23 protein-coding genes are annotated in these 18168 nt (G+C 36.4%); 5 read left to right on the top strand and 18 right to left on the bottom strand.

Going from position 1 to position 18168, the window contains the following annotated elements; translation table 11 throughout:
• Positions 1-16: 16 nt before the first annotated feature.
• Together QNH48_RS08980 and QNH48_RS08975 are read right to left on the bottom strand one after the other, a co-directional pair.
• On the bottom strand, positions 17-1036 hold the full coding sequence (locus QNH48_RS08980) for a SepM family pheromone-processing serine protease (protein WP_283954617.1): 1020 nt from the start codon (positions 1034-1036) through the stop codon (positions 17-19).
• Positions 1037-1042: 6 nt separating this feature from the next.
• Positions 1043-1822, bottom strand: a complete 780-nt coding sequence (locus QNH48_RS08975; RefSeq protein WP_283954616.1) for a patatin-like phospholipase family protein — start codon at positions 1820-1822, stop codon at positions 1043-1045.
• A 214-nt stretch (positions 1823-2036) separates the two neighbouring features.
• Here QNH48_RS08975 and ylbJ point away from each other — a divergent pair, with 214 nt between their 5' ends.
• The gene (ylbJ, locus tag QNH48_RS08970; RefSeq protein ID WP_283954615.1) at positions 2037-3263 is read left to right on the top strand and encodes a sporulation integral membrane protein YlbJ; all 1227 of its coding nucleotides are present in this window, start codon (positions 2037-2039) and stop codon (positions 3261-3263) included.
• A 22-nt stretch (positions 3264-3285) separates the two neighbouring features.
• On the opposite strand, the gene coaD is transcribed toward ylbJ, so the two are convergent.
• A complete protein-coding gene (coaD, locus tag QNH48_RS08965; RefSeq protein ID WP_133369482.1) occupies positions 3286-3768 on the bottom strand; it encodes a pantetheine-phosphate adenylyltransferase in 483 nt (160 codons plus the stop codon).
• 13 nt (positions 3769-3781) lie between these two features.
• On the bottom strand, positions 3782-4342 hold the full coding sequence (gene rsmD / locus QNH48_RS08960; RefSeq protein ID WP_283954614.1) for a 16S rRNA (guanine(966)-N(2))-methyltransferase RsmD: 561 nt from the start codon (positions 4340-4342) through the stop codon (positions 3782-3784).
• 798 nt (positions 4343-5140) lie between these two features.
• Between rsmD and QNH48_RS08955 the strand changes: the two genes are divergently transcribed.
• The gene (locus QNH48_RS08955) at positions 5141-5530 is read left to right on the top strand and encodes a DUF7147 family protein (protein ID WP_133369484.1); all 390 of its coding nucleotides are present in this window, start codon (positions 5141-5143) and stop codon (positions 5528-5530) included.
• A 37-nt stretch (positions 5531-5567) separates the two neighbouring features.
• Here QNH48_RS08955 and QNH48_RS08950 read toward each other — a convergent pair whose 3' ends face one another.
• From QNH48_RS08950 to QNH48_RS08930, 5 genes are all read right to left on the bottom strand, one after another.
• Positions 5568-5843, bottom strand: a complete 276-nt coding sequence (locus QNH48_RS08950) for a YlbG family protein (protein ID WP_045515404.1) — start codon at positions 5841-5843, stop codon at positions 5568-5570.
• A 485-nt stretch (positions 5844-6328) separates the two neighbouring features.
• Positions 6329-6772 (bottom strand): YlbF/YmcA family competence regulator, encoded by a 444-nt coding sequence (locus tag QNH48_RS08945; protein WP_095247766.1) that lies wholly within the window; start codon positions 6770-6772, stop codon positions 6329-6331.
• 58 nt (positions 6773-6830) lie between these two features.
• Entirely contained in the window at positions 6831-7217 is a 387-nt protein-coding gene (locus QNH48_RS08940; protein ID WP_283954613.1) for a hypothetical protein, read from the bottom strand.
• 100 nt (positions 7218-7317) lie between these two features.
• Complete coding sequence (locus QNH48_RS08935; protein WP_095247768.1) at positions 7318-7557, bottom strand: YlbE-like family protein; 240 nt, start codon at positions 7555-7557, stop codon at positions 7318-7320.
• A 17-nt stretch (positions 7558-7574) separates the two neighbouring features.
• Positions 7575-7970, bottom strand: a complete 396-nt coding sequence (locus QNH48_RS08930) for a YlbD family protein (RefSeq protein WP_481858461.1) — start codon at positions 7968-7970, stop codon at positions 7575-7577.
• 142 nt (positions 7971-8112) lie between these two features.
• Here QNH48_RS08930 and QNH48_RS08925 point away from each other — a divergent pair, with 142 nt between their 5' ends.
• Together QNH48_RS08925 and QNH48_RS08920 are read left to right on the top strand one after the other, a co-directional pair.
• Entirely contained in the window at positions 8113-8601 is a 489-nt protein-coding gene (locus tag QNH48_RS08925; RefSeq protein ID WP_283954612.1) for a PaaI family thioesterase, read from the top strand.
• Positions 8602-8606: 5 nt separating this feature from the next.
• Positions 8607-8999 carry a hypothetical protein gene (locus QNH48_RS08920; RefSeq protein ID WP_283954611.1) on the top strand — a complete coding sequence of 131 codons (393 nt, stop codon included), beginning with the start codon at positions 8607-8609 and terminating at the stop codon, positions 8997-8999.
• Positions 9000-9033: 34 nt separating this feature from the next.
• Here QNH48_RS08920 and QNH48_RS08915 read toward each other — a convergent pair whose 3' ends face one another.
• Together QNH48_RS08915 and QNH48_RS08910 are read right to left on the bottom strand one after the other, a co-directional pair.
• Positions 9034-9987, bottom strand: coding sequence for a CAP domain-containing protein (locus tag QNH48_RS08915; RefSeq protein WP_283954610.1), 954 nt, complete (start codon positions 9985-9987; stop codon positions 9034-9036).
• 279 nt (positions 9988-10266) lie between these two features.
• Positions 10267-10701, bottom strand: a complete 435-nt coding sequence (locus tag QNH48_RS08910; protein WP_283954609.1) for a CBS domain-containing protein — start codon at positions 10699-10701, stop codon at positions 10267-10269.
• A 166-nt stretch (positions 10702-10867) separates the two neighbouring features.
• Here QNH48_RS08910 and QNH48_RS08905 point away from each other — a divergent pair, with 166 nt between their 5' ends.
• The gene (locus QNH48_RS08905) at positions 10868-11227 is read left to right on the top strand and encodes a YugN family protein (RefSeq protein WP_095247774.1); all 360 of its coding nucleotides are present in this window, start codon (positions 10868-10870) and stop codon (positions 11225-11227) included.
• 38 nt (positions 11228-11265) lie between these two features.
• On the opposite strand, the gene QNH48_RS08900 is transcribed toward QNH48_RS08905, so the two are convergent.
• The 7 genes from QNH48_RS08900 to coxB form a co-directional block, all read right to left on the bottom strand.
• A complete protein-coding gene (locus tag QNH48_RS08900) occupies positions 11266-12384 on the bottom strand; it encodes a GNAT family N-acetyltransferase (protein WP_283954608.1) in 1119 nt (372 codons plus the stop codon).
• Between the two features lie 138 nt (positions 12385-12522).
• A complete protein-coding gene (locus QNH48_RS08895) occupies positions 12523-12987 on the bottom strand; it encodes a DUF420 domain-containing protein (RefSeq protein ID WP_095247776.1) in 465 nt (154 codons plus the stop codon).
• A 96-nt stretch (positions 12988-13083) separates the two neighbouring features.
• Positions 13084-13992, bottom strand: coding sequence for a cytochrome c oxidase assembly factor CtaG (gene ctaG / locus QNH48_RS08890; protein WP_283954607.1), 909 nt, complete (start codon positions 13990-13992; stop codon positions 13084-13086).
• A 126-nt stretch (positions 13993-14118) separates the two neighbouring features.
• The gene (gene ctaF, locus QNH48_RS08885; protein ID WP_133369495.1) at positions 14119-14454 is read right to left on the bottom strand and encodes a cytochrome c oxidase subunit IVB; all 336 of its coding nucleotides are present in this window, start codon (positions 14452-14454) and stop codon (positions 14119-14121) included.
• A 4-nt stretch (positions 14455-14458) separates the two neighbouring features.
• Positions 14459-15088, bottom strand: coding sequence for a cytochrome c oxidase subunit 3 (locus tag QNH48_RS08880; RefSeq protein WP_095247779.1), 630 nt, complete (start codon positions 15086-15088; stop codon positions 14459-14461).
• A complete protein-coding gene (gene ctaD, locus QNH48_RS08875) occupies positions 15088-16959 on the bottom strand; it encodes a cytochrome c oxidase subunit I (protein WP_095247780.1) in 1872 nt (623 codons plus the stop codon). The genes QNH48_RS08880 and ctaD overlap by 1 nt, the downstream gene beginning before the upstream one ends.
• A 32-nt stretch (positions 16960-16991) precedes the next feature.
• Complete coding sequence (coxB, locus tag QNH48_RS08870; RefSeq protein ID WP_283954606.1) at positions 16992-18047, bottom strand: cytochrome c oxidase subunit II; 1056 nt, start codon at positions 18045-18047, stop codon at positions 16992-16994.
• Between the last annotated feature and the right edge of the window lie 121 nt (positions 18048-18168).

Here is an 18168-nt window from a genome sequence, read left to right as displayed (position 1 = left end):
TGGGGCATCATCTTTCTTATTTCATAGGTAATTTCTGCAAGTAATTAATCGCGTCATCAATTAGGTCTACCGGGACAATTTTCATTTTTGAATTAATTTCATTTGCTGTCTTAACCGCCAAGTTGTAATTGGAATCACTGATTCCCTTTTCATTAGGAGCAAAAAATATTTCTGCTCCTGCTTTGTCAGCAGCAACAATTTTTTGGTCAATCCCCCCAATAGGTCCAACGGCTCCCTTGGAATCAATGGTCCCTGTTCCTGCAATTTTGTAGCCTTTCGTAAAGTCCTCTTCCATTAACTGATCATAGATTTCTAATGCAAACATCAATCCTGCCGAAGGTCCGCCAATCTCGTCGGTCTTAACGGTTACTTTTGGATTCACAATAATTTCCTTATCATCAACCAAAGAAATTCCAATACCAACCTTCTTTGTATCCTCTTTGAAAGCTTGAAGCGTTACTTTTACCTTTTTGGTTTTATTATTCCTTTTAATCGTTAATTCTACTTGATTGCCAGCCTTTTTACTGCCGACATAATCGATAAAACTTTCAGAGGATTTAAATTTCTCACTATCAACCTCAATGATACGATCGCCAGGAAGTAATTTTCCTTCTGCAGGCATATCAGGTACAACCTGAACAACGTAGACACCCTTATACTCGTATTCGACTGGATAACCAGCCTTTTTATATGCTACTTCAATTGCATTCAGTTTCGACCCTGCCATCATGTGAAGCTGCCTGGCGTTGTATTCATCTTGCGTTTCCTTTTCATGTAAAATGGCATCTACCGGGTAGAGTTCAACATAATCAAATAGCATAGCTTCCGCATACGAATAGATATTGGCTTTTCCCATTCTTACAGTTGTAAGCATAAAACTACCTTTACCCTCTTTACGATCCTCTACTTGAATGATGGGGGCTAGTTCTTTTGCTATACCTGGTTTTGATACAAAATAAGGCAAAGAATAAAATATGCCCGCAATCATCAGCAATGCTATAACAATGGAAGAACCTATAAATATTTTTCTTCTCATAGCATTTTACCCCTTCCATCCCTCTATCACATTTTTTATTTGTTCTATTTGTTTTTTTGCTTCTTCTTCTCCATGAGTAATGATTTCGTCAATATTTGTAAATGCACGGGAGCTATATTCTTCAACTGGCGGACGAATCATGATATCAGAAGCAATCTCACGATTAATAAGAATTTCTGTTTGCATAATATCAATACTCTGCATAATAACATCATAAATAGAGGTGATTTCTGCATTACGTTTGACCCTCGATACGTCAACCGCAATCACAATATCAGCACCCATTTCTTTCGCAACGGATACCGGAACCCTGTCAGACACTCCACCATCCACTAGGATTCTTCCATTGTATTTTTCAGGGACAAAAATTCCAGGGATAGAAATACTTGCTCTGACAGCCTCCGCAACGGGACCTTGCTTAAACACTACTTTTTCACCAGTAAGTAAATCGGTTGCTACGATTCCTATTGGAATGGATAAATCCTCAATATTTTTACCGTGTGTAAAAACCCTAATGAAATCCTTCACCCTTTTTCCTGCAATAAAGCCCATTTTCGGAACAGTAAAGTCTAAAAAATATTTTCGTTTAAATGCTGTTGATAATTTATATAAACGGTCAATTTCAATACCTGCCCCATAAAAGCTGCCTACTAGTGCTCCCATACTGCTGCCGGCAATTATATGAATAGGAATTCCAGCTTCCTTCAAAACTTTAATGACCCCTAAATGGGCAAATCCCCGTGCTCCGCCGGAACCAAGTGCTAAACCTATCTTAGGACGCTCCATAGCCTTCCCTCCTTTTCATAAGCTTTATAAGCATATGACAAAACAAAATATGTTAGGAGAAATCTCGTTCAATCTTATGGTCTAAATTAGCGTTCTATGAGTATATTTGTGTTATATAGGACAAGGCATGAGTGATAAACAAAATAATAATCCTTATTTTAACATTATTTTATTTATACAGTATAACAAAACCCTCGGGAAGGAGGCTCTTTCTTTGTTTCAATCAAAAATTAAAACAATATTTTTATCTATTTCCGCAATCATTTTAGCTGGTTCCATGATTGCATATCCTAAGGAGTCCTTTGAAGCCTCCATCCGTGGACTCACTATGTGGTGGGAAATTGTTTTTCCTTCATTGTTACCGTTTTTTATCGTATCTGAAATGTTAATTGGTTTTGGGGTAGTCAAGTTTATAGGTGTCTTATTAGAGCCGCTCATGAGACCTTTATTTAGAGTTCCTGGTGTAGGCGGGTTTGTTTGGGCAATGGGAATGGCTTCTGGATTTCCAGCAGGTGCTAAGTTGACTACAAGACTGCGCCAGGAAGGTCAGTTAACCCAAATTGAAGCAGAAAGGCTTGTTTCCTTCACAACCTCCTCAAATCCATTATTTATCTTCGGTGCGGTTGCAGTTGGTTTTTTCCATAACCCCAATTTAGGAGTCATTTTAGCATTGGCCCATTATTTAGGTAATATTTGTGTGGGTCTAATGATGAGGTTTTATGGCAGTGAAACACCCGATAAAGCGAAGGACAAGCAAGGAAAATTTATACTAAGATCTGCTTTCTCAGCACTCCACCAAACTAGAATAAATGACAACCGTCCCATTGGCAAACTTCTAGGCGATGCCGTAAGTTCTTCCATTCAAACTTTGCTAATGGTTGGTGGATTCATTATTTTATTTTCAGTGATCAACAAGCTTCTCTTTCATCTACATATTACGGCTGCGCTCGCAAAATTATTTGATCTTGCTCTATCATCCTTATCATTTCCTGATATGCTTAGCATTCCATTCATTTCAGGATTATTTGAAATTACAATGGGAAGTGATTTAACAAGCCGGGTCGGGGACGCTACTTTACTCCAGCAAGCGATTATTACAAGCTTTATCCTAGCTTTTAGCGGTTTTAGTGTTCAAGCACAGGTAGCCAGTATTTTAGCTCAGTCTGATATTCGCTATAAACCTTTCTTTTTTGCGAGAATTGCACAAGGGATATTCTCTAGTATATTTGCTTTTATATTGTGGAAACCAATCTATGTTCGGTTTTATCAAACAGAACAGCCATCTAATGCTATCCCGGTTAGTTTTTTTGAAGAAGGTACATGGCTTCATACTTTATACCATAAAATTATTGAACTTGGCCCAATCATTACCATTCTTTCATTGTCACTATATGTTTTGCTCTTATATTTTCAATCAGTAAGAACATCAAAAAAGCCTTAGGTTCCCCTGAAGGCTTTTTACGTTATCTATTAAATTTTTTATCTAGTGCACTCTTTACAACAGGTGGTACAAGCTCTGAAATATTTCCATTGTACTTTGATACTTCCTTAACAATGCTAGAGCTTAAGAATGAATATTGGCTATTAGTCATAATAAAAAAGGTTTCAATTTCATCATTTAGAACTCTGTTCATGGAGGTTATTTGCATTTCATATTCAAAGTCTGAGACCGCACGTAAGCCGCGAATGATAGCATTCGCATTAACTGACTTAGCATATTCAACAAGGAGTCCAGAATGTTCATCGACCTTCACATTTGGAAGATCCTTTGTTACTTCTTTTATTAGACTCATCCGCTCCTCGACACTGAAAAGCGGGTTTTTTGATGAATTATTCATGACGCTCACATAGACCATATCAAATACCTTTGCGCCTCTTCTGATGATATCTAAATGACCAAACGTGATTGGATCAAAACTCCCAGGACAAACAGCAATACTAGCCACAAAAGACTCCCCCTTATTCCTCACTATGCTGCGAATAAATTGTTATCGCAATAATTCCATACTTTTCATGCTTATATTGTGAAAACTCCCCTGCACTTACTGGTAATTCAACATCATGACTATGTTCGCAGATTATGTACCCGCCATTTTTTAATAACCTATATTCCGAAATCTTTTGCATTAAACTGAGTAACTGCTGCTTTTTATACGGCGGGTCTAAAAATATGTAATCAAAGTGAATTTCCCTTTTTACTAAGGCTTTTAATGCTCTGTCTGCATCATTCCGATACACTTCCGCCTTATCTTCCATTTTACATGCTTGGATATTCTCATGGATTGTTTGAATTGCCTTGGCATCACGGTCTACAAAAATGACTTTTTCTACACCTCTGCTTAGCGCTTCCAATCCTAATCCACCGCTGCCAGCGAAAAGGTCTAGTCCTATTCCACCTTCAAAATATGGTCCAATCATATTAAATAAGGCTTCTTTTACTTTATCAGTTGTTGGTCTTGTTGTATTTCCGGGAACAGCTTTTAAGGCTCTACCTTTACAAACTCCTGAAACGACTCTCAATAATTATCACCACAATTTTTTCTATATTCTATTTTTAACATTATCCTATCATAATTGAATAAACTAGCCAACTTGTCGGATTATTTTACGAAAAATTATTTTACATACGTATAAGCTTGATAGTTGTGGAAATAATGTAATTAACAACATCAATTCGAGGATGTTGTTGCCAACCGCGGAGAAGACTTACGTTTCCCCATAAGTTCTTCCTCCGGTTTCTCCTCTCCCTTTGCCTTCTATCCTTTATCGAGGATGTAGAAGGACCCTGCAGATGAATTTCTGCAGGGTTTTTTCTTTTATAAAGCTGTGTTAAGGTAACTGTTGATTTTAGAACTATGTTGATTTGTGCGGAAGGAGCGAGCCTCCTCGAAAATGCAATCGCATTTTCTTCGTGCGTGGGCAGATTCGAGGATGTAAATCAATGTCCTGCAGGAGGACGGGACAGGGGAGACCCCGCTCATCTCTTAGCGCCGAGGAGTAGGAAAAGCTTAAACGTCTTGTACAGCCCCGACAAGCGCTGGAGGGCCTGACGATGAAGTCGTTCTTTGACTTCAACGTTGGGACCGAAGCGACTCGAGGGGCTAGGCGCTGCAGCTAGACAGGCTTCCCGAACCGCCTGCGGAAAGCGAAGCGTCTCGGACAGGCAGAGACCGTCTGTCCTTGCGATGATTATTCGAAGAAGCATTCCTTAGTGAAGCACAAATCAACAGCCTAATTTAACACAGCCTTGTTTAAAGCTTTATATCCCAAAATATGATAAAGTATGGAATAAATTCTTAAACAAAAGGAGAGTTTTCTTTGATACAACGCTTTATTGAACTAGGCGAGGGTTATTCGGATATATATGAGTTACTTGAACTAGCAAAGGCTAATCAGCACCGGCTTCTTCATATGATGGCATTTCATACAGAAAAGAATGAAAAGCAAGTGACATCTCTAGCAGTCGTTTTGCAGCTCACAGATCCTGGAAAATTCCAAGCACTTTATATTTGCCGTGAAGGTATCCCTAATCCAAATTTTACTCCAAATAAAAGATATGATTTATTTCAGCAGACTGCAGAGGAACTTGGAAAGATAATTATTCAGCTTTCCGTTAAACCCTCAACAATCTTTCATGAGAAAGACTTGTACTATCAACATTTAATTGCAATATTAAGATTAAATCATTATATAAAGCCTCTTCATTAAAAAAAGCGGAAGCGCCACAGGGCCTTCCGCTTTCTTCTTATATTCCCATTTTATAATCATACTCTTTTGCTTTATCTGGTGCTGCATTTTCAAATTCCATCTTTAAGAAAGGCTTATATGACGGTTCTACTTTCTTAACAAATGAAAAGGAATTTATTTTTTCCATAATCACTTCAAGTTCATCTTGATTACAATAAAGTACAACATATTTTAATTTTTTTGAAACGTAATGAACATTCCCAAAACGTCTTAACATCTTTGCTTGCTTTAAGGAATAAAGCCAAATAACCAATCCTTGCCTTTGAACGAACATACTTATTTTCCCCTTCAATAAACCATCATTTTAATAAGTCTAGCATATTAAAACACTCTTTTTCAATTCAAACTTTACTGATGATTCGGTAATTTCACCAAAACACCTAAGGATAATGGTGATTCATATGGATTTAGAGCCAATCTGGCAGTTATTTATAAAGAAACTCTCATCGAACAAGAGTATTACAAATGTAGATTGGAAAAAAATAACCGGAATTCCGTTTTTATACATTATCATAACACCCAATTTTCCACAGCGGACTCTTGAGGAATTCATTTACAGGTGTTCCGTTGTCGCAATGAAGGGTCACCGATTGCACAGTGAAACAATTTTCGTACGGCAGGATGGCATGCTTTTGGTTTATCGACACCGGTTTTATGTACCTCAAGAAAAAATGTTTTGCTGCGGGAACTTATGCGTTGATTGTACACGGTTAAAAGGATAAGAAAAAATCGGCTTAATATTTCATTAAGCCGATAACTTTAAGCAGAGCACCCACAGCTTCCACCGCCACCACAGCCTGAGCCGTGAGAACCTGTATCAAAAAATGGATTTCCTGAAGGAACTTTTATATGTTGGGAAACTGCACCGCCGACAAACATACTAATTTCATCCAGTAGACTTTGCAGGTCATTTTCCGCTAATTTAAACTCAGCCACATGTGAATCTAAGTCCATATCCCGTTTATATTCACGAATTTGACTCATTATCCTCTTATAATCCGGATGGTATTTGCCAAACCGCTGCACCTCTTCATAAAGCTCCTTAAGGTTTACAAAACGGTTAATCTTCTCTTGCGTTTCCTTATTCGTCTGCATCTTATATAGGCAAATGTGATATTGTTCTACAATATCAGATTCTAAAACCATTTGTGCTAATTCCTCAGCATATTCTAATAGTTCTACTCTTTCTGATGTAGCAAGCATGTACGCCCACCTCCATTCACATTTTAACATGAATGTATGCTGAAAGTGAAATAAACTATTACTTAGGGATATTTACCAAGAACTCACTCGTTAATCCATACGATTTGTTATTTAAATCTACAACCTCCAGTTTAACCTCATGTTGCCCAGGAGGAAGACCTTTAATGATAAAGGCTGCTGCGTTTACTTCCTTCGTTCTTTTCCCATCTACCCAAATTACCAGCTTACCTACCTTCTGACCCTTATGATCTGATTGCCTAAAACTGATTCCAGATAAAATACATTCAACAAATACATCTTTGCCATTTGTTTTGGATTGAACAAAAAACGTGGGGGTCTTGTCCGAATCTGCACTGAATACCTGCGAATCATTTGAAGCTTGAAAACCAGAAAGGATACTAACTAAGAATATAGAAAGAATGGTCAATTTTATGCACTTTTTCAATTCCATCACTCCTTTTACCTGTATTGTTTGCCTCGTTTATTTATTTTACTCTTTTACTCATGTTTCAACGAAAAAGGACCACTAGCTAAGTGGTCCCTCATCAATCTTGATTTTTCATAGATTGAAGCATATAAAACATCATGGATGCCATTTGTACATTATTTGTAAATTTCTCAACCTTGTGTGGAATGGTTTTTTTATAGTAATTAAGTGACTCAATTTCTAAAGTCTGCAAATCATAGGGGTTCCTAGATAGCTTTCGATACCACAGCGGCTGTTCTCGTATAAATTTTTTTAATTCTTTTTGGCGATTTAAATATTCGAATACATCTCTTCTCATGGAAATTTTCCCCTTTGTTAGTCTTTACGAAATGAAAATGGATGTTTGGGTTCAACTTTTAATGGGGTCTGTTTAGGTTGATTCCCCTGAAATTGAGAAATTACGCCTTGAATAGCCCCCAGCGCTTGACTTAAGTTATTTACATAATGCTGAATTTGATTCGGATCCATTTTTTGTACGGTACCTAAGATTGTAGATATCCAATCATTTTTTTTATCCTCTTCCTTTTCAGCACTAGGACTAGTTTTAACCCCTATTGTCTCCCAACGATTATCTTCTTCTCCAAGTAGATACCAATCTTCATATAACTCCTGCCAAGTTGAATTTCCATTCCGTACTTCCTTAATTAACGCCGGGTTATTTTTCACAAACTCTTTAAATTTAATCACGGAAGGATGTAATTCTTTTTGCATAATACTTCACCCCTGCCCAAATCCAATGTGCCTATTATACGATATGTGTTAAATTAAAAATTGTGAAAAAACTACTTGCTGTAAAAATAATATTTATAATGGTAAGATGACTTCAGAATGAGTAACGAGAGAGGGAGAAAACATGAAAAACGCTCTACATCAATTATTAAACAATTGTATTGAAAATGGATCTAAAGACGAATTACATGCACTAGCCTATTTATTAGAAGGATTTCAAAAGAAAATCGATAAAAAGTATACACAATATATTGATGGGCTGCTCCATATGGAGAGAAAAATAGATAAGGAAAAGAAAACATGTGAAATTACTGTTCCATTAAATGCTGTTTGGAATAATTCATTAGGTATGGTTCATGGAGGAATCACGGCCACTTTACTTGATACTGTCATGGGGACTGTAATAAATGCCATCCTTCCAGAAGGATTTGGAGCAGTAACAAATCAACTGAATATCCATTATATTGCTCCTGGAATCGGCGACTCCCTACATTGTAAAGCTGAAATTATTCATCACGGAAGCAAGACAGTTGTGATTTCAGGAGAAGCATTCCGCTCGGATGGGAAAAAAATAGCACATGCAACCGGGACGTTTTTTATTATTCAAAAATAGGGTAAATGAGGAGAAAGAACAATATGGTTACTGCGGTTGTCATCCCCATACTTTGCCTTTACTTCTATTGGATTACTAGAAAAGAAATGAAACTAAATGATAGTAAGTGGCTAGCATCCGCTGAAGTAGCAAAAGAAGCGGTTCTGACCGGTGAAATTAAAAGTATTAACCAAGAAAAACAACGTTTTTATTATCATCGATACATACTTATATATGAACTTACACTCCAAATCGAAACAAAATTAATAAAAGCAAAAAAAATAATCCCAATCAGAAATAATATTGAAATTGAAATTGATACCTTTTCGGTTGGCGAGGTAATAAGAATATATGGCAGCTGGGAAAGAAATCATTTTCTTTTTAACGAATACCAACTGGTACATATAGATAAAAAGTAAAAAGGTGACTAATTAGTCACCTTTTACTTTTTATCTAATCCTCTGATTTTTGAATAAAGTTTTGTGTATAATATTTTTGATATACTCCAACACCTAGATGAGTGAAATCATCATTCAATAATGACTCCCGGTGACCTTTACTATTTAACCAGCCTTCAGCCACTGCAGGGCCATCTGTGTAATTAGCAGCGATATTCTCGCCAGCAGACTTATAGGCAACACTTGCAGCCTCAAGTCTATCGGAAAGACTGCCAAACTTCTTAGAGGTATGGGAGAAGTCATCGTTGTCTGACATATCCTTACTATGACCATAGGCTACTGCTGAAGTCTCCTCATCCCATTTTAAACTTTTTACATTATGTCTTATCCGCATTACATTGGTAATATCAAGTATTTCTTTCTCTGTTCCTTCCTCAATGACTCTCCACATCTCTTCACTAGGCTCAAGCGCTTCAATTAATTCACCGCTATAGACTAGTTCATAAGGCCGCTGTTTAATTAAGGTTTCATCGTTCAAAAAGCGTACACTTGAAAGGCTGCCAGTAAATTGGTCTATATATAATTGGACGTAAATATCTCCCAATTTTATTAATGGTCGAATGTTCAAATCAGTATCATTTAGTTCAAAACGATATGAATTCCCCTCAAACTCAATATCTATATTTGTATCAACAGACTGCGTATTAAAAATTTCTTCAATTGGCTGTCCAATTTTAAAAGGCGAAACATCCAAATTATCGCCTATTGCATATACCGTTACCACTTTGTTATTCAGCACACCAACTTGTACATAACGGGAGTAGTCAGTTTTATAAATATACCATTGATAACCATATAAAGATTCATCGATTCTTTGTGGTTCACCTAGGATTCCTTTTATATAGGTGAGTTCTTGACCAATTAGTAAGCCCAAACCACTGTCTGGACGTTCACTAGAAGTTTTCTCCTGAATATCTTTTTCCTGATTTTGATATAATGATTTATTCATTTCTAACGAATGTTCATCAGTGATTAAAACTTCATTATCTCCATTTTCATTAATACTTACATAAAAACCAATTGTTACGAAAATAGACGCCAGGATGAGAATTCTGAAGAGAGTACGCAGTTGTATTCACCCTCTCTATTACATTTCATTCATAATATACTTTGTTTTAATAATTATATCACCATTATCATTGTAAGTAATAGAGAATATTAAACCTGTCAGAAAAATAAAATTTATATAAAAAACAGATACACCATTTAGATGTATCTGTTTTTTCTATTAGTGTTGTACCCCATTATAATTTTGCTCTGAGATTTCTGTAAGTGCTTCTTTCGCTTGATCATCAGTCAATTTTCTAATTGCAAAATCTCCCAGAGAAACAATACCAATTAATTTATCCCCTTCAACAACAGGCAGCCGGCGTATTTGGTGCTCAGCCATTAAATTCGCTGCTTCCCTGCTTGTAGCGTCTGCAGATATTGTTATAAGTTTACTACTCATAATATCTTCCACTTTTGTTGAACCTGGGTGTTTTTCAGCCACGCCTCTTACTACGATATCGCGGTCAGTAATCATACCAACAAGCTTATCCTGGTCAACAATGGGGATAGCTCCAACATTTAATTCTTTCATCTTGACTGCTACCTCAAAAACATTATCCAACAAAGTACAACACTCTACATCATCTGTCATAATATCACGTATCTTTTCCAATTCTACGCCCCCAGTTTTACATAGTTTTTCTTTAACATTTTCTTATGTTTACCAAAAAGGAAAGATATATTCGATGATGTTTACATTGCAAGTTTAAACATTTTCAACTATTATTAAATTGAATTAATTTGCTTAAGTTAGGCATTGTTTCTAGGAGGGACTATTTATGAAATTCGAAAATACTGGCTATGAAAAGATGAAAGCTGATTTAAACCGTTTAGATGATGTAATGCTTGAGTACGGTTTAGTTCGAGAAGGTCAGTGGGATTACGACCGTGTTACATATGACCGTAAGTTTGAGTTAAAAGAAGGAACATTTTACTTACGAGTTCAAGGCCATGCTGTAGAAGGAAATGTTGATTCTAATAAGGCAGTTATCGAGTTAATGACTCCATTGTTAGGAAAACATTATTATCCTCATGGAGTAGAATATGGTGAAGGGGAAAACTTCCCAACATCACTAGTAAATCAATGCAAGAAAATTCTTGAGGGTATAAAAACAGAAGTTGATAAATTTGCTTTATAAGCAAATTGACGCATGAATCTTCATGCGTCTTTTTTTATTTAAAAGAAATCATAAAAATATGGCTTAGTTATAGGAAATAATTCTTCTAATGCAGCAATTTCTGCTTCATGACCTTGGATGTAACCTAGTTCAAATAATTCAGCAGGTCGTTTGTAACCAAATAGTAACGCGGTCAATGAATTAATATCTAATCTTACACCTCTTTTAGGAGGTTGAACACAATTACTTCCTTGCTTTTCTTTATAGACTTTTACTTCACCATCACTAAGGAGATAGGTGCCATTGTTCCAAGGCGCATATTTATCTTCAAGGTGCAGGAATACCTTAATCGTTATTTTATTAAAAGGATATTTATTTAGGCATTGCTCAGCATCGACAACTCGTGCCATAAAATACGGAGAAACCTCCATCTTAACTTTTGGTTGATGCAAGATAAATGGTAAAAGCTCATGGTTTGAAGTTAGAATGCTGACGTTATCAACCATAGAGTCGTGCTGACAAATAAAATTCCACAATCCATACCTCGCCTCTCTATTTAATGCAACAAACTCTTCAACTTCCATTTTCCGGTCTTTTACTACAAATAAGAGATACCCTATCGCTTCATCATTTTTATTGTAATAAACTGCAATCTGACCCTCACCATAAATATAATTCTTCCACCACGATGTCTCACGAACAAGCATCCCCATATAATTATTACTATACTGAGCATAAACGGCTTCTATATCAGAATGATGGTTTTCTTTCGTAAACCGTTTAATGGAACCAGGTTGATTTTCTAAAAACATAAGATCCCTTTTCTCAATAAGCAGTTTCTTATTTTCAGTAAATACTTCCCAGCCAAATTTTCGGTAAAAGCCAATATCAAAGGGGTGTAAAAGTGAAACAATCTGCTCCTCTTGAACCATTCTTTCTAATGCTGTAATGATTAAATTTTTCACATACCCGTTTCTTCTATATTCAGGATATGTCGCTACCCCTGCGATTCCACCCATTTTCCATGGTTTATCCTTCATATTAATATGGTAAGGAATTATATGAAGCTTAGCTGCAAGACTATTATCCTCCCAGGCTCCTATTACGGTATGTTGTTTTAACATTTCAAGTCTTTGTGCTACGCTGTCCTCTGGTACTTTGTATTGAAAAGCATACATTGATAGCTTAAGTGATCTAAATAATCCTTTTCCTTTAATTCTCCGATTTCCAAGTCCATCACTCCCTTTATTAAAATATTTCTCTTAATAACCAGAAATTCCTTTTAATAATAGAAAAAAGTGCCATTGCAGGCACTTTTATATTCCTAATATTGCTTTTATCGTCGAGGTTGTTTCTCCTCCGGTGTAAAAAATATAAAGTAATAAGTATACCGCAACACCTGTGATAGCTGTAAAAAACCAAATGACACTTGTAATCGGACCAAGCTTTCGGTGTTTGGTAAGGTTATTTTTATAACCTGTATAAAGTGTCACAATTCCAAAAACTGCTCCGGTAGTTGCTAAAAAGATATGAAAAATCAAAAAAATCGTGTAATAGATTTTTAGATTATCCGGACCGCCAAAGGCTGTATTTCCGATAAAAATCGTTCTTGATGCATAGATGATAAAGAAAATAAGTGCAAATATTGCAGCTGTAAACATGGTCTTTTTATGTGCTTCTATTTTCCTTTGTTTAATTTGCCACCAGCCAATTGCTACCGTAATAGCACTTAAAACGATAAAGCTGGTACTAATCGTTGGTAATATTGGTAGAGAATCCATGGAATTAGCCTCACTTTTTTTTATTTTCTACAATAATTTTAATTTAGTTATCCCTTTTTTTCAATAAAAAGAAAATCTCCCAGTCAATTGGGAGATTTATTCGATAAGCGAAGGCTTTAGAGTCGGCTGATTCAGCTCATTTTCAGAGTCAGCATTATCCTTTCTGTACCATTCAAAGAATACATGTCCTAAGATAACACCATAAACAATTTCTTGAATAATCTTCATTAAAACTCCACCAAGCTGTTGATCATGTAATAATGACATTGAACTAAATAACTCTGGACCACTAATGCTCAAACCTGCAAATGTTGCTGGTCCCACACAGAGACTCATTACCTGTGCCCATACTTCGGGATCAGAATAGGTTGCATAGATGGATCCTGGTGCAAAAATGATTAAAGCACATGCTGGAGTAATTAAGATACCATCCGCAAAGATATAACCAACCTTTTTTAAACCGCTTAATCTTTGTTGTTCTGGAACAGGGTTAATTAGCGGCCACCACATGAATATCGCAACGATAAAAAGAAGAACTGAGTAGCCAGCATGGAACCAGAAGTTTTGCATAACACGGTCAAAAATCATTGGTATATGATAAAAAGAAAACAATCCATTAAAAATGATTAATGCTATTAGTGGTTTTGTGAAAAACCGAAACAAAGAATTAATCAGCCTAACTTTGAAAAGCTTTCTCCATATCCAAACCGGAATACCAAAAATAAATATTGGCGGTATGACCAGCACTAAAACTGCCATTGAAATCATATGGACGTAAAACATTAAATGAGCCATTAAATCTAATGGAGATCCTTTAATAGCATAGATTAGTGAAATCGAGAGCAAAAACAACCCAGCTTGTTTCTTTGTTAGTGGTTCACTATCAACAAACTTGCTGCGGAATTTAATTGTAATTAAAAAGTATACTGCAGTTATTGCAAGCAGACTTAATAGAAAGTACGGGCTCCAAAGTGCTTTAAAGCCAAAAATATCTAATGTAAGCACCGCATATCACCTCTAAATAGTAATGAAATCATAATTTTATTATATACGTTATTAAACCAAGGACGCAAAGAAATGAAACAAGTTCCTATAAAAAGAAAATCGGCATACGCCGATTTTCTCTACTGTTTACCACCAAATAATTGTTGAGAAAGCTAACACTGTCACTAAGCCAACTAGCAATCCTGAATAAAGAAACAATGATGGTGCCTCATGTCCTTTATGACTCATATGCATGAAATAATAAAGCTGAAAAATAACTTGAACAATCGCTAGTAAAAGAATAAACGGCACGATAAACCAAGCTGAAAATCCTTTAGCAGCTACTACTGCAAAAGCAATTAACGTTAAGAAAATCATCAAAGCAAATGATACAACTTGATGTCTCATTTCTTCAGCGCTTTTTTTGCGACGATATTCAATGTCAACTCTTGGGTTCCCTGAATTTAATTGTGAATTTGCCATCAGTTTATCCCACCATTCCCATTAAATAAACTACTGTGAAGATGAATACCCAAACTACGTCAATGAAATGCCAATATAGGCTGGCTACGTAAAATTTAGGAGCATTATATAGATCCAAGCCACGTTTAGCATTACGAACAATTAACGTAGTGATCCATAAAAGACCGAATGCAACGTGCCCCCCATGGAAACCAACTAATGTGTAAAATGCAGAACCAAATGCACTACTTGTAAATGTATGATGATACTCATGAACATAATGAGTAAATTCATAGATCTCTAATCCAAGGAATCCAAGTCCTAATAATAGGGTTAGGATTAACCAAAGATTCATTTTTTTAGCATTAAAGTTTTTCATGTGATACATCGCATAAACACTTGTTAAAGAGCTCGTTAATAACAGCATTGTCGCAACAAATGTCAATGGCAAGTCATATAAATCTTTTGCTAATGTATGTGTTGTATCAGGCACTTTATCCTTTAAAGCAAGATAGGTAGCGAAGAGAGAGGCGAATAGCACAGTCTCTCCACCAAGGAAGAACCAAAAACCTAAAAATTTATTTTTTGCTTCAAGGGTTGATTTTTCGGGCTCAGCAGGCCATGTTTCATACGTTAATTTATCTTCTGCGTGCATTATGCCTTAACCCCCTTGTCCTCGTCATCAATCAATTCTTCTTTATGAATATGGAAACCATGGTCATCCTTCACAGAACGTAAGAACATAGCTCCAAAGGTGATCAATAAACCAATAATAAGAACTGGTACTGACCATGCTTTATCATCCATGTTAAACAATGCACCAAACGCTGCAACGAATAAACCGAAAGCAATTACAAATGGCAGGATTGATGAATTAGGCATATGAATATCACCTAACGGCTCTGCAGGAGTCATTCCTTTTTTGCCTTCCATCTTTTCTAACCAGTAAGCGTCTAAACCACGAACTAGTGGAAGCTGTTTAAAGTTATAGAATGGAGGCGGTGATGGTATTGCCCACTCAAGTGTTCTTCCGTCTCCCCATGGATCATTGCCAACGCGTACATTTTTCACTGATGTCATGATGATATTGTATAAAAGAACAAGCACACCTAATGACATAAATACTGCACCTAGTGAACTAATTAAGTTTGAAAGTTCAAATCCTTGGCCCGGCAGGTATGTGAATACACGGCGCGGCATTCCCCATAGACCTAGGAAGTGCTGAATAAAGAATGTCATATGGAAACCTATGAAAAACAGCCAGAAAGTAATCTTTCCTAAGGTTTCATTTAACATCGTTCCAAACATTTTTGGCCAATATAGGTGGGTACCAGCAAAGATTGCAAAGACAACACCGCCAACAATAACATAGTGGAAATGTGCCACAACGAAATAAGTATCGTGGTACTGATAGTCCGCTGCTGCTGCTGCTAACATTACTCCGGTTACCCCACCGGCAAGAAACGAAGGAATAAATGCCAAGGCCCAATGCATTGGAGTTGTAAATTTAACACTACCTCCCCAAATGGTTAAAAGCCAGTTGAAAATTTTAATACCAGTTGGAACACCAATAGCCATTGTAGCAACAGCGAAAATCGCATTTGCAACAGGTCCTAAACCTGTTGTAAACATATGATGTGCCCAAACCATGAATCCTAAGAAGCCAATTAATACAGTAGCAAAAACCATTGATGAATATCCAAATAAACGTTTTCTTGAAAATATTGGGAATATTTCCGAAAAAATCCCGAAAGCTGGAAGTACCAAAATGTAAACTTCTGGGTGTCCAAAAATCCAGAATAGATGCTCCCAGATAACAGTGTTACCACCCATTGTAGTAACAAAGAAATTCGATCCAAACATACGGTCAAACATCATTAATACTAAACCAACAGTTAATGGTGGAAATGCAAATAAGATAAGTGCTGAAGTGACAAAAGTTGTCCATGTAAACAACGGCATTCTCATATAAGTCATTCCAGGTGCACGCATGTTAATAATCGTTACTAGGAAATTAATACCGCCTATTAATGTACCTATACCAGATATCTGTAATCCTAATACGTAGAAATCAACACCGTGACCTTTAGAGGCCATTGCCAATGAAGCGTATGATGTCCATCCTGCGTCAGGTGCTCCGTCAAAAAACCATGAAAGGTTTAAAAATACTCCTCCGAAGAAGAATAACCAAAATCCTAATGCATTAACAAACGGAAATGCAACATCACGGGCACCAATTTGTAGAGGCATTACCGCATTCATAAAAGCAAAAACAAGCGGCATTGCTGCAAGGAATATCATCGTTGTTCCATGCATGGTTATAATTTCATTAAATAGTCCTGCACTAACAAAATCATTGTTAGGTACTGCTAGCTGGATGCGGATAAATACTGCCTCTATTCCGCCTACTACAAAGAAGAATCCACCTGCAATAAGATATAGGATTGCGATCTTTTTATGGTCAACAGTCGTTAAAAAGTCCCATAAAGTCGCGCCAAATCCTTTTTTTTGTGCGTAGGTACTCACGCTTTTTACCTCCCTTTCTTCCAATTCCTCTATTATTCCTGAACTTTTAATCCCATTAAATATTCTGTTACATCATTAATTTGCTCTTCTGTTAGATCATAACTACCTGTCATCAAGTTGCCTGGCTTGTATTTTTCAGGATCTGTAAGCCATTTTTTCAGGTCTTCTTCACTGTGATCCAATACGCCTGCTATACGAGAACGTTCGCCAAAGTTTGTTAAATTTGGAGCACGTCTTGCTTCCGGTGGTGTACCATTTGCAGGTGTAACAGCATGACAGCCTATACAACTTTTATTAAAGACTTCTTGACCACGTTGAGCACTTTCAGTTTCTGCTAATTTTGGTTCTTCAACATCTTTCATGTCTGCAACCCAGTTATCAAAGTCATCACGGCTCATGGTTTTAACTTTAAAATCCATTAACGCATGTGATGGTCCACAAAGCTCTGCACACTTGCCATAAAATAAATCCCCTGCTTCTTTAGCCTTAGCGCTATCAAACTCTAACCAAAATTTATTAACATTCTCAGTATTCGTATCAAGCTTTCCACCTACCGCTGGTACCCAGAAAGAGTGTTTAACATCAGAAGATATTAAATTAAAATATACCTTCTCATCTGTTGGAACAACTAAATCTTGACCAGTAACAATTCCTTGACCAGGATATTCAAATTCCCACCAATATAAATTGGAACGGACATTGATGACAAGTGCATCTGAATCTTTTTTATCCATTGGTGAAACATCTGCTAATTTAAATGTAGCAGAAACCGTTGGAACTGCTAAAAGTAATAGTAATAAAATTGGTATAACTGTCCAAATAATTTCTAGTTTGTGACTTCCTTCTACTTGTTTTGGAATCTTTTCATCTTTCCGTCTGAACTTAAACATGACGATAAAGAAGATTACCATTACAACTACGATAACCCCTACCATAATCAATGTACTTAGTTTCATCAGATCATATTGAATGTCTGCAACTTCACCAGCTGGCCTTAAAGTCGATAGGAACGGTTCGCCACATCCTGAAAGGATAAGCGAAAGAATCGCAAATATCGAGATCAAACGCCATTTTGCAAGCCTTTTCATAGCTAAATCATACCCCTCTTTCGATAAATGATTTCTTTACTTATCTGTGATCAAACATGTATGTAGTATTGTTCCTTCTTAACGTTAAAAGAAACACGGAGACACAAGAAAGTATAACTGC

This window comes from Neobacillus sp. YX16, from assembly GCF_030123505.1.
Lineage (GTDB): Bacteria > Bacillota > Bacilli > Bacillales > Cytobacillaceae > Neobacillus.
The sequence above is the reverse complement of the archived record's forward strand: the minus strand, read 5'-3'. Positions and strand labels throughout refer to the sequence as shown.

Bases quoted from the DNA above. Each gene is read 5' to 3' on its own strand.
- coxB (WP_283954606.1), bottom strand. From the start codon at position 18,047: ATGAAAAGGCTTGCAAAATGGCGTTTGATCTCGATATTTGCGATTCTT.
- QNH48_RS08950 (WP_045515404.1), bottom strand. From the start codon at position 5,843: ATGTTCGTTCAAAGGCAAGGATTGGTTATTTGGCTTTATTCCTTAAAG.
- ctaF (WP_133369495.1), bottom strand. From the start codon at position 14,454: ATGGCAAATTCACAATTAAATTCAGGGAACCCAAGAGTTGACATTGAA.
- QNH48_RS08925 (WP_283954612.1), top strand. From the start codon at position 8,113: ATGAAAAACGCTCTACATCAATTATTAAACAATTGTATTGAAAATGGA.
- QNH48_RS08935 (WP_095247768.1), bottom strand. From the start codon at position 7,557: ATGAGAAGAGATGTATTCGAATATTTAAATCGCCAAAAAGAATTAAAA.
- QNH48_RS08915 (WP_283954610.1), bottom strand. From the start codon at position 9,987: ATGAATAAATCATTATATCAAAATCAGGAAAAAGATATTCAGGAGAAA.
- QNH48_RS08930 (WP_481858461.1), bottom strand. From the start codon at position 7,970: ATGCAAAAAGAATTACATCCTTCCGTGATTAAATTTAAAGAGTTTGTG.
- QNH48_RS08975 (WP_283954616.1), bottom strand. From the start codon at position 1,822: ATGGAGCGTCCTAAGATAGGTTTAGCACTTGGTTCCGGCGGAGCACGG.
- QNH48_RS08945 (WP_095247766.1), bottom strand. From the start codon at position 6,772: ATGCTTGCTACATCAGAAAGAGTAGAACTATTAGAATATGCTGAGGAA.
- QNH48_RS08880 (WP_095247779.1), bottom strand. From the start codon at position 15,088: ATGCACGCAGAAGATAAATTAACGTATGAAACATGGCCTGCTGAGCCC.
- QNH48_RS08905 (WP_095247774.1), top strand. From the start codon at position 10,868: ATGAAATTCGAAAATACTGGCTATGAAAAGATGAAAGCTGATTTAAAC.
- QNH48_RS08920 (WP_283954611.1), top strand. From the start codon at position 8,607: ATGAGGAGAAAGAACAATATGGTTACTGCGGTTGTCATCCCCATACTT.
- QNH48_RS08900 (WP_283954608.1), bottom strand. From the start codon at position 12,384: ATGTATGCTTTTCAATACAAAGTACCAGAGGACAGCGTAGCACAAAGA.
- QNH48_RS08980 (WP_283954617.1), bottom strand. From the start codon at position 1,036: ATGAGAAGAAAAATATTTATAGGTTCTTCCATTGTTATAGCATTGCTG.
- QNH48_RS08895 (WP_095247776.1), bottom strand. From the start codon at position 12,987: ATGGATTCTCTACCAATATTACCAACGATTAGTACCAGCTTTATCGTT.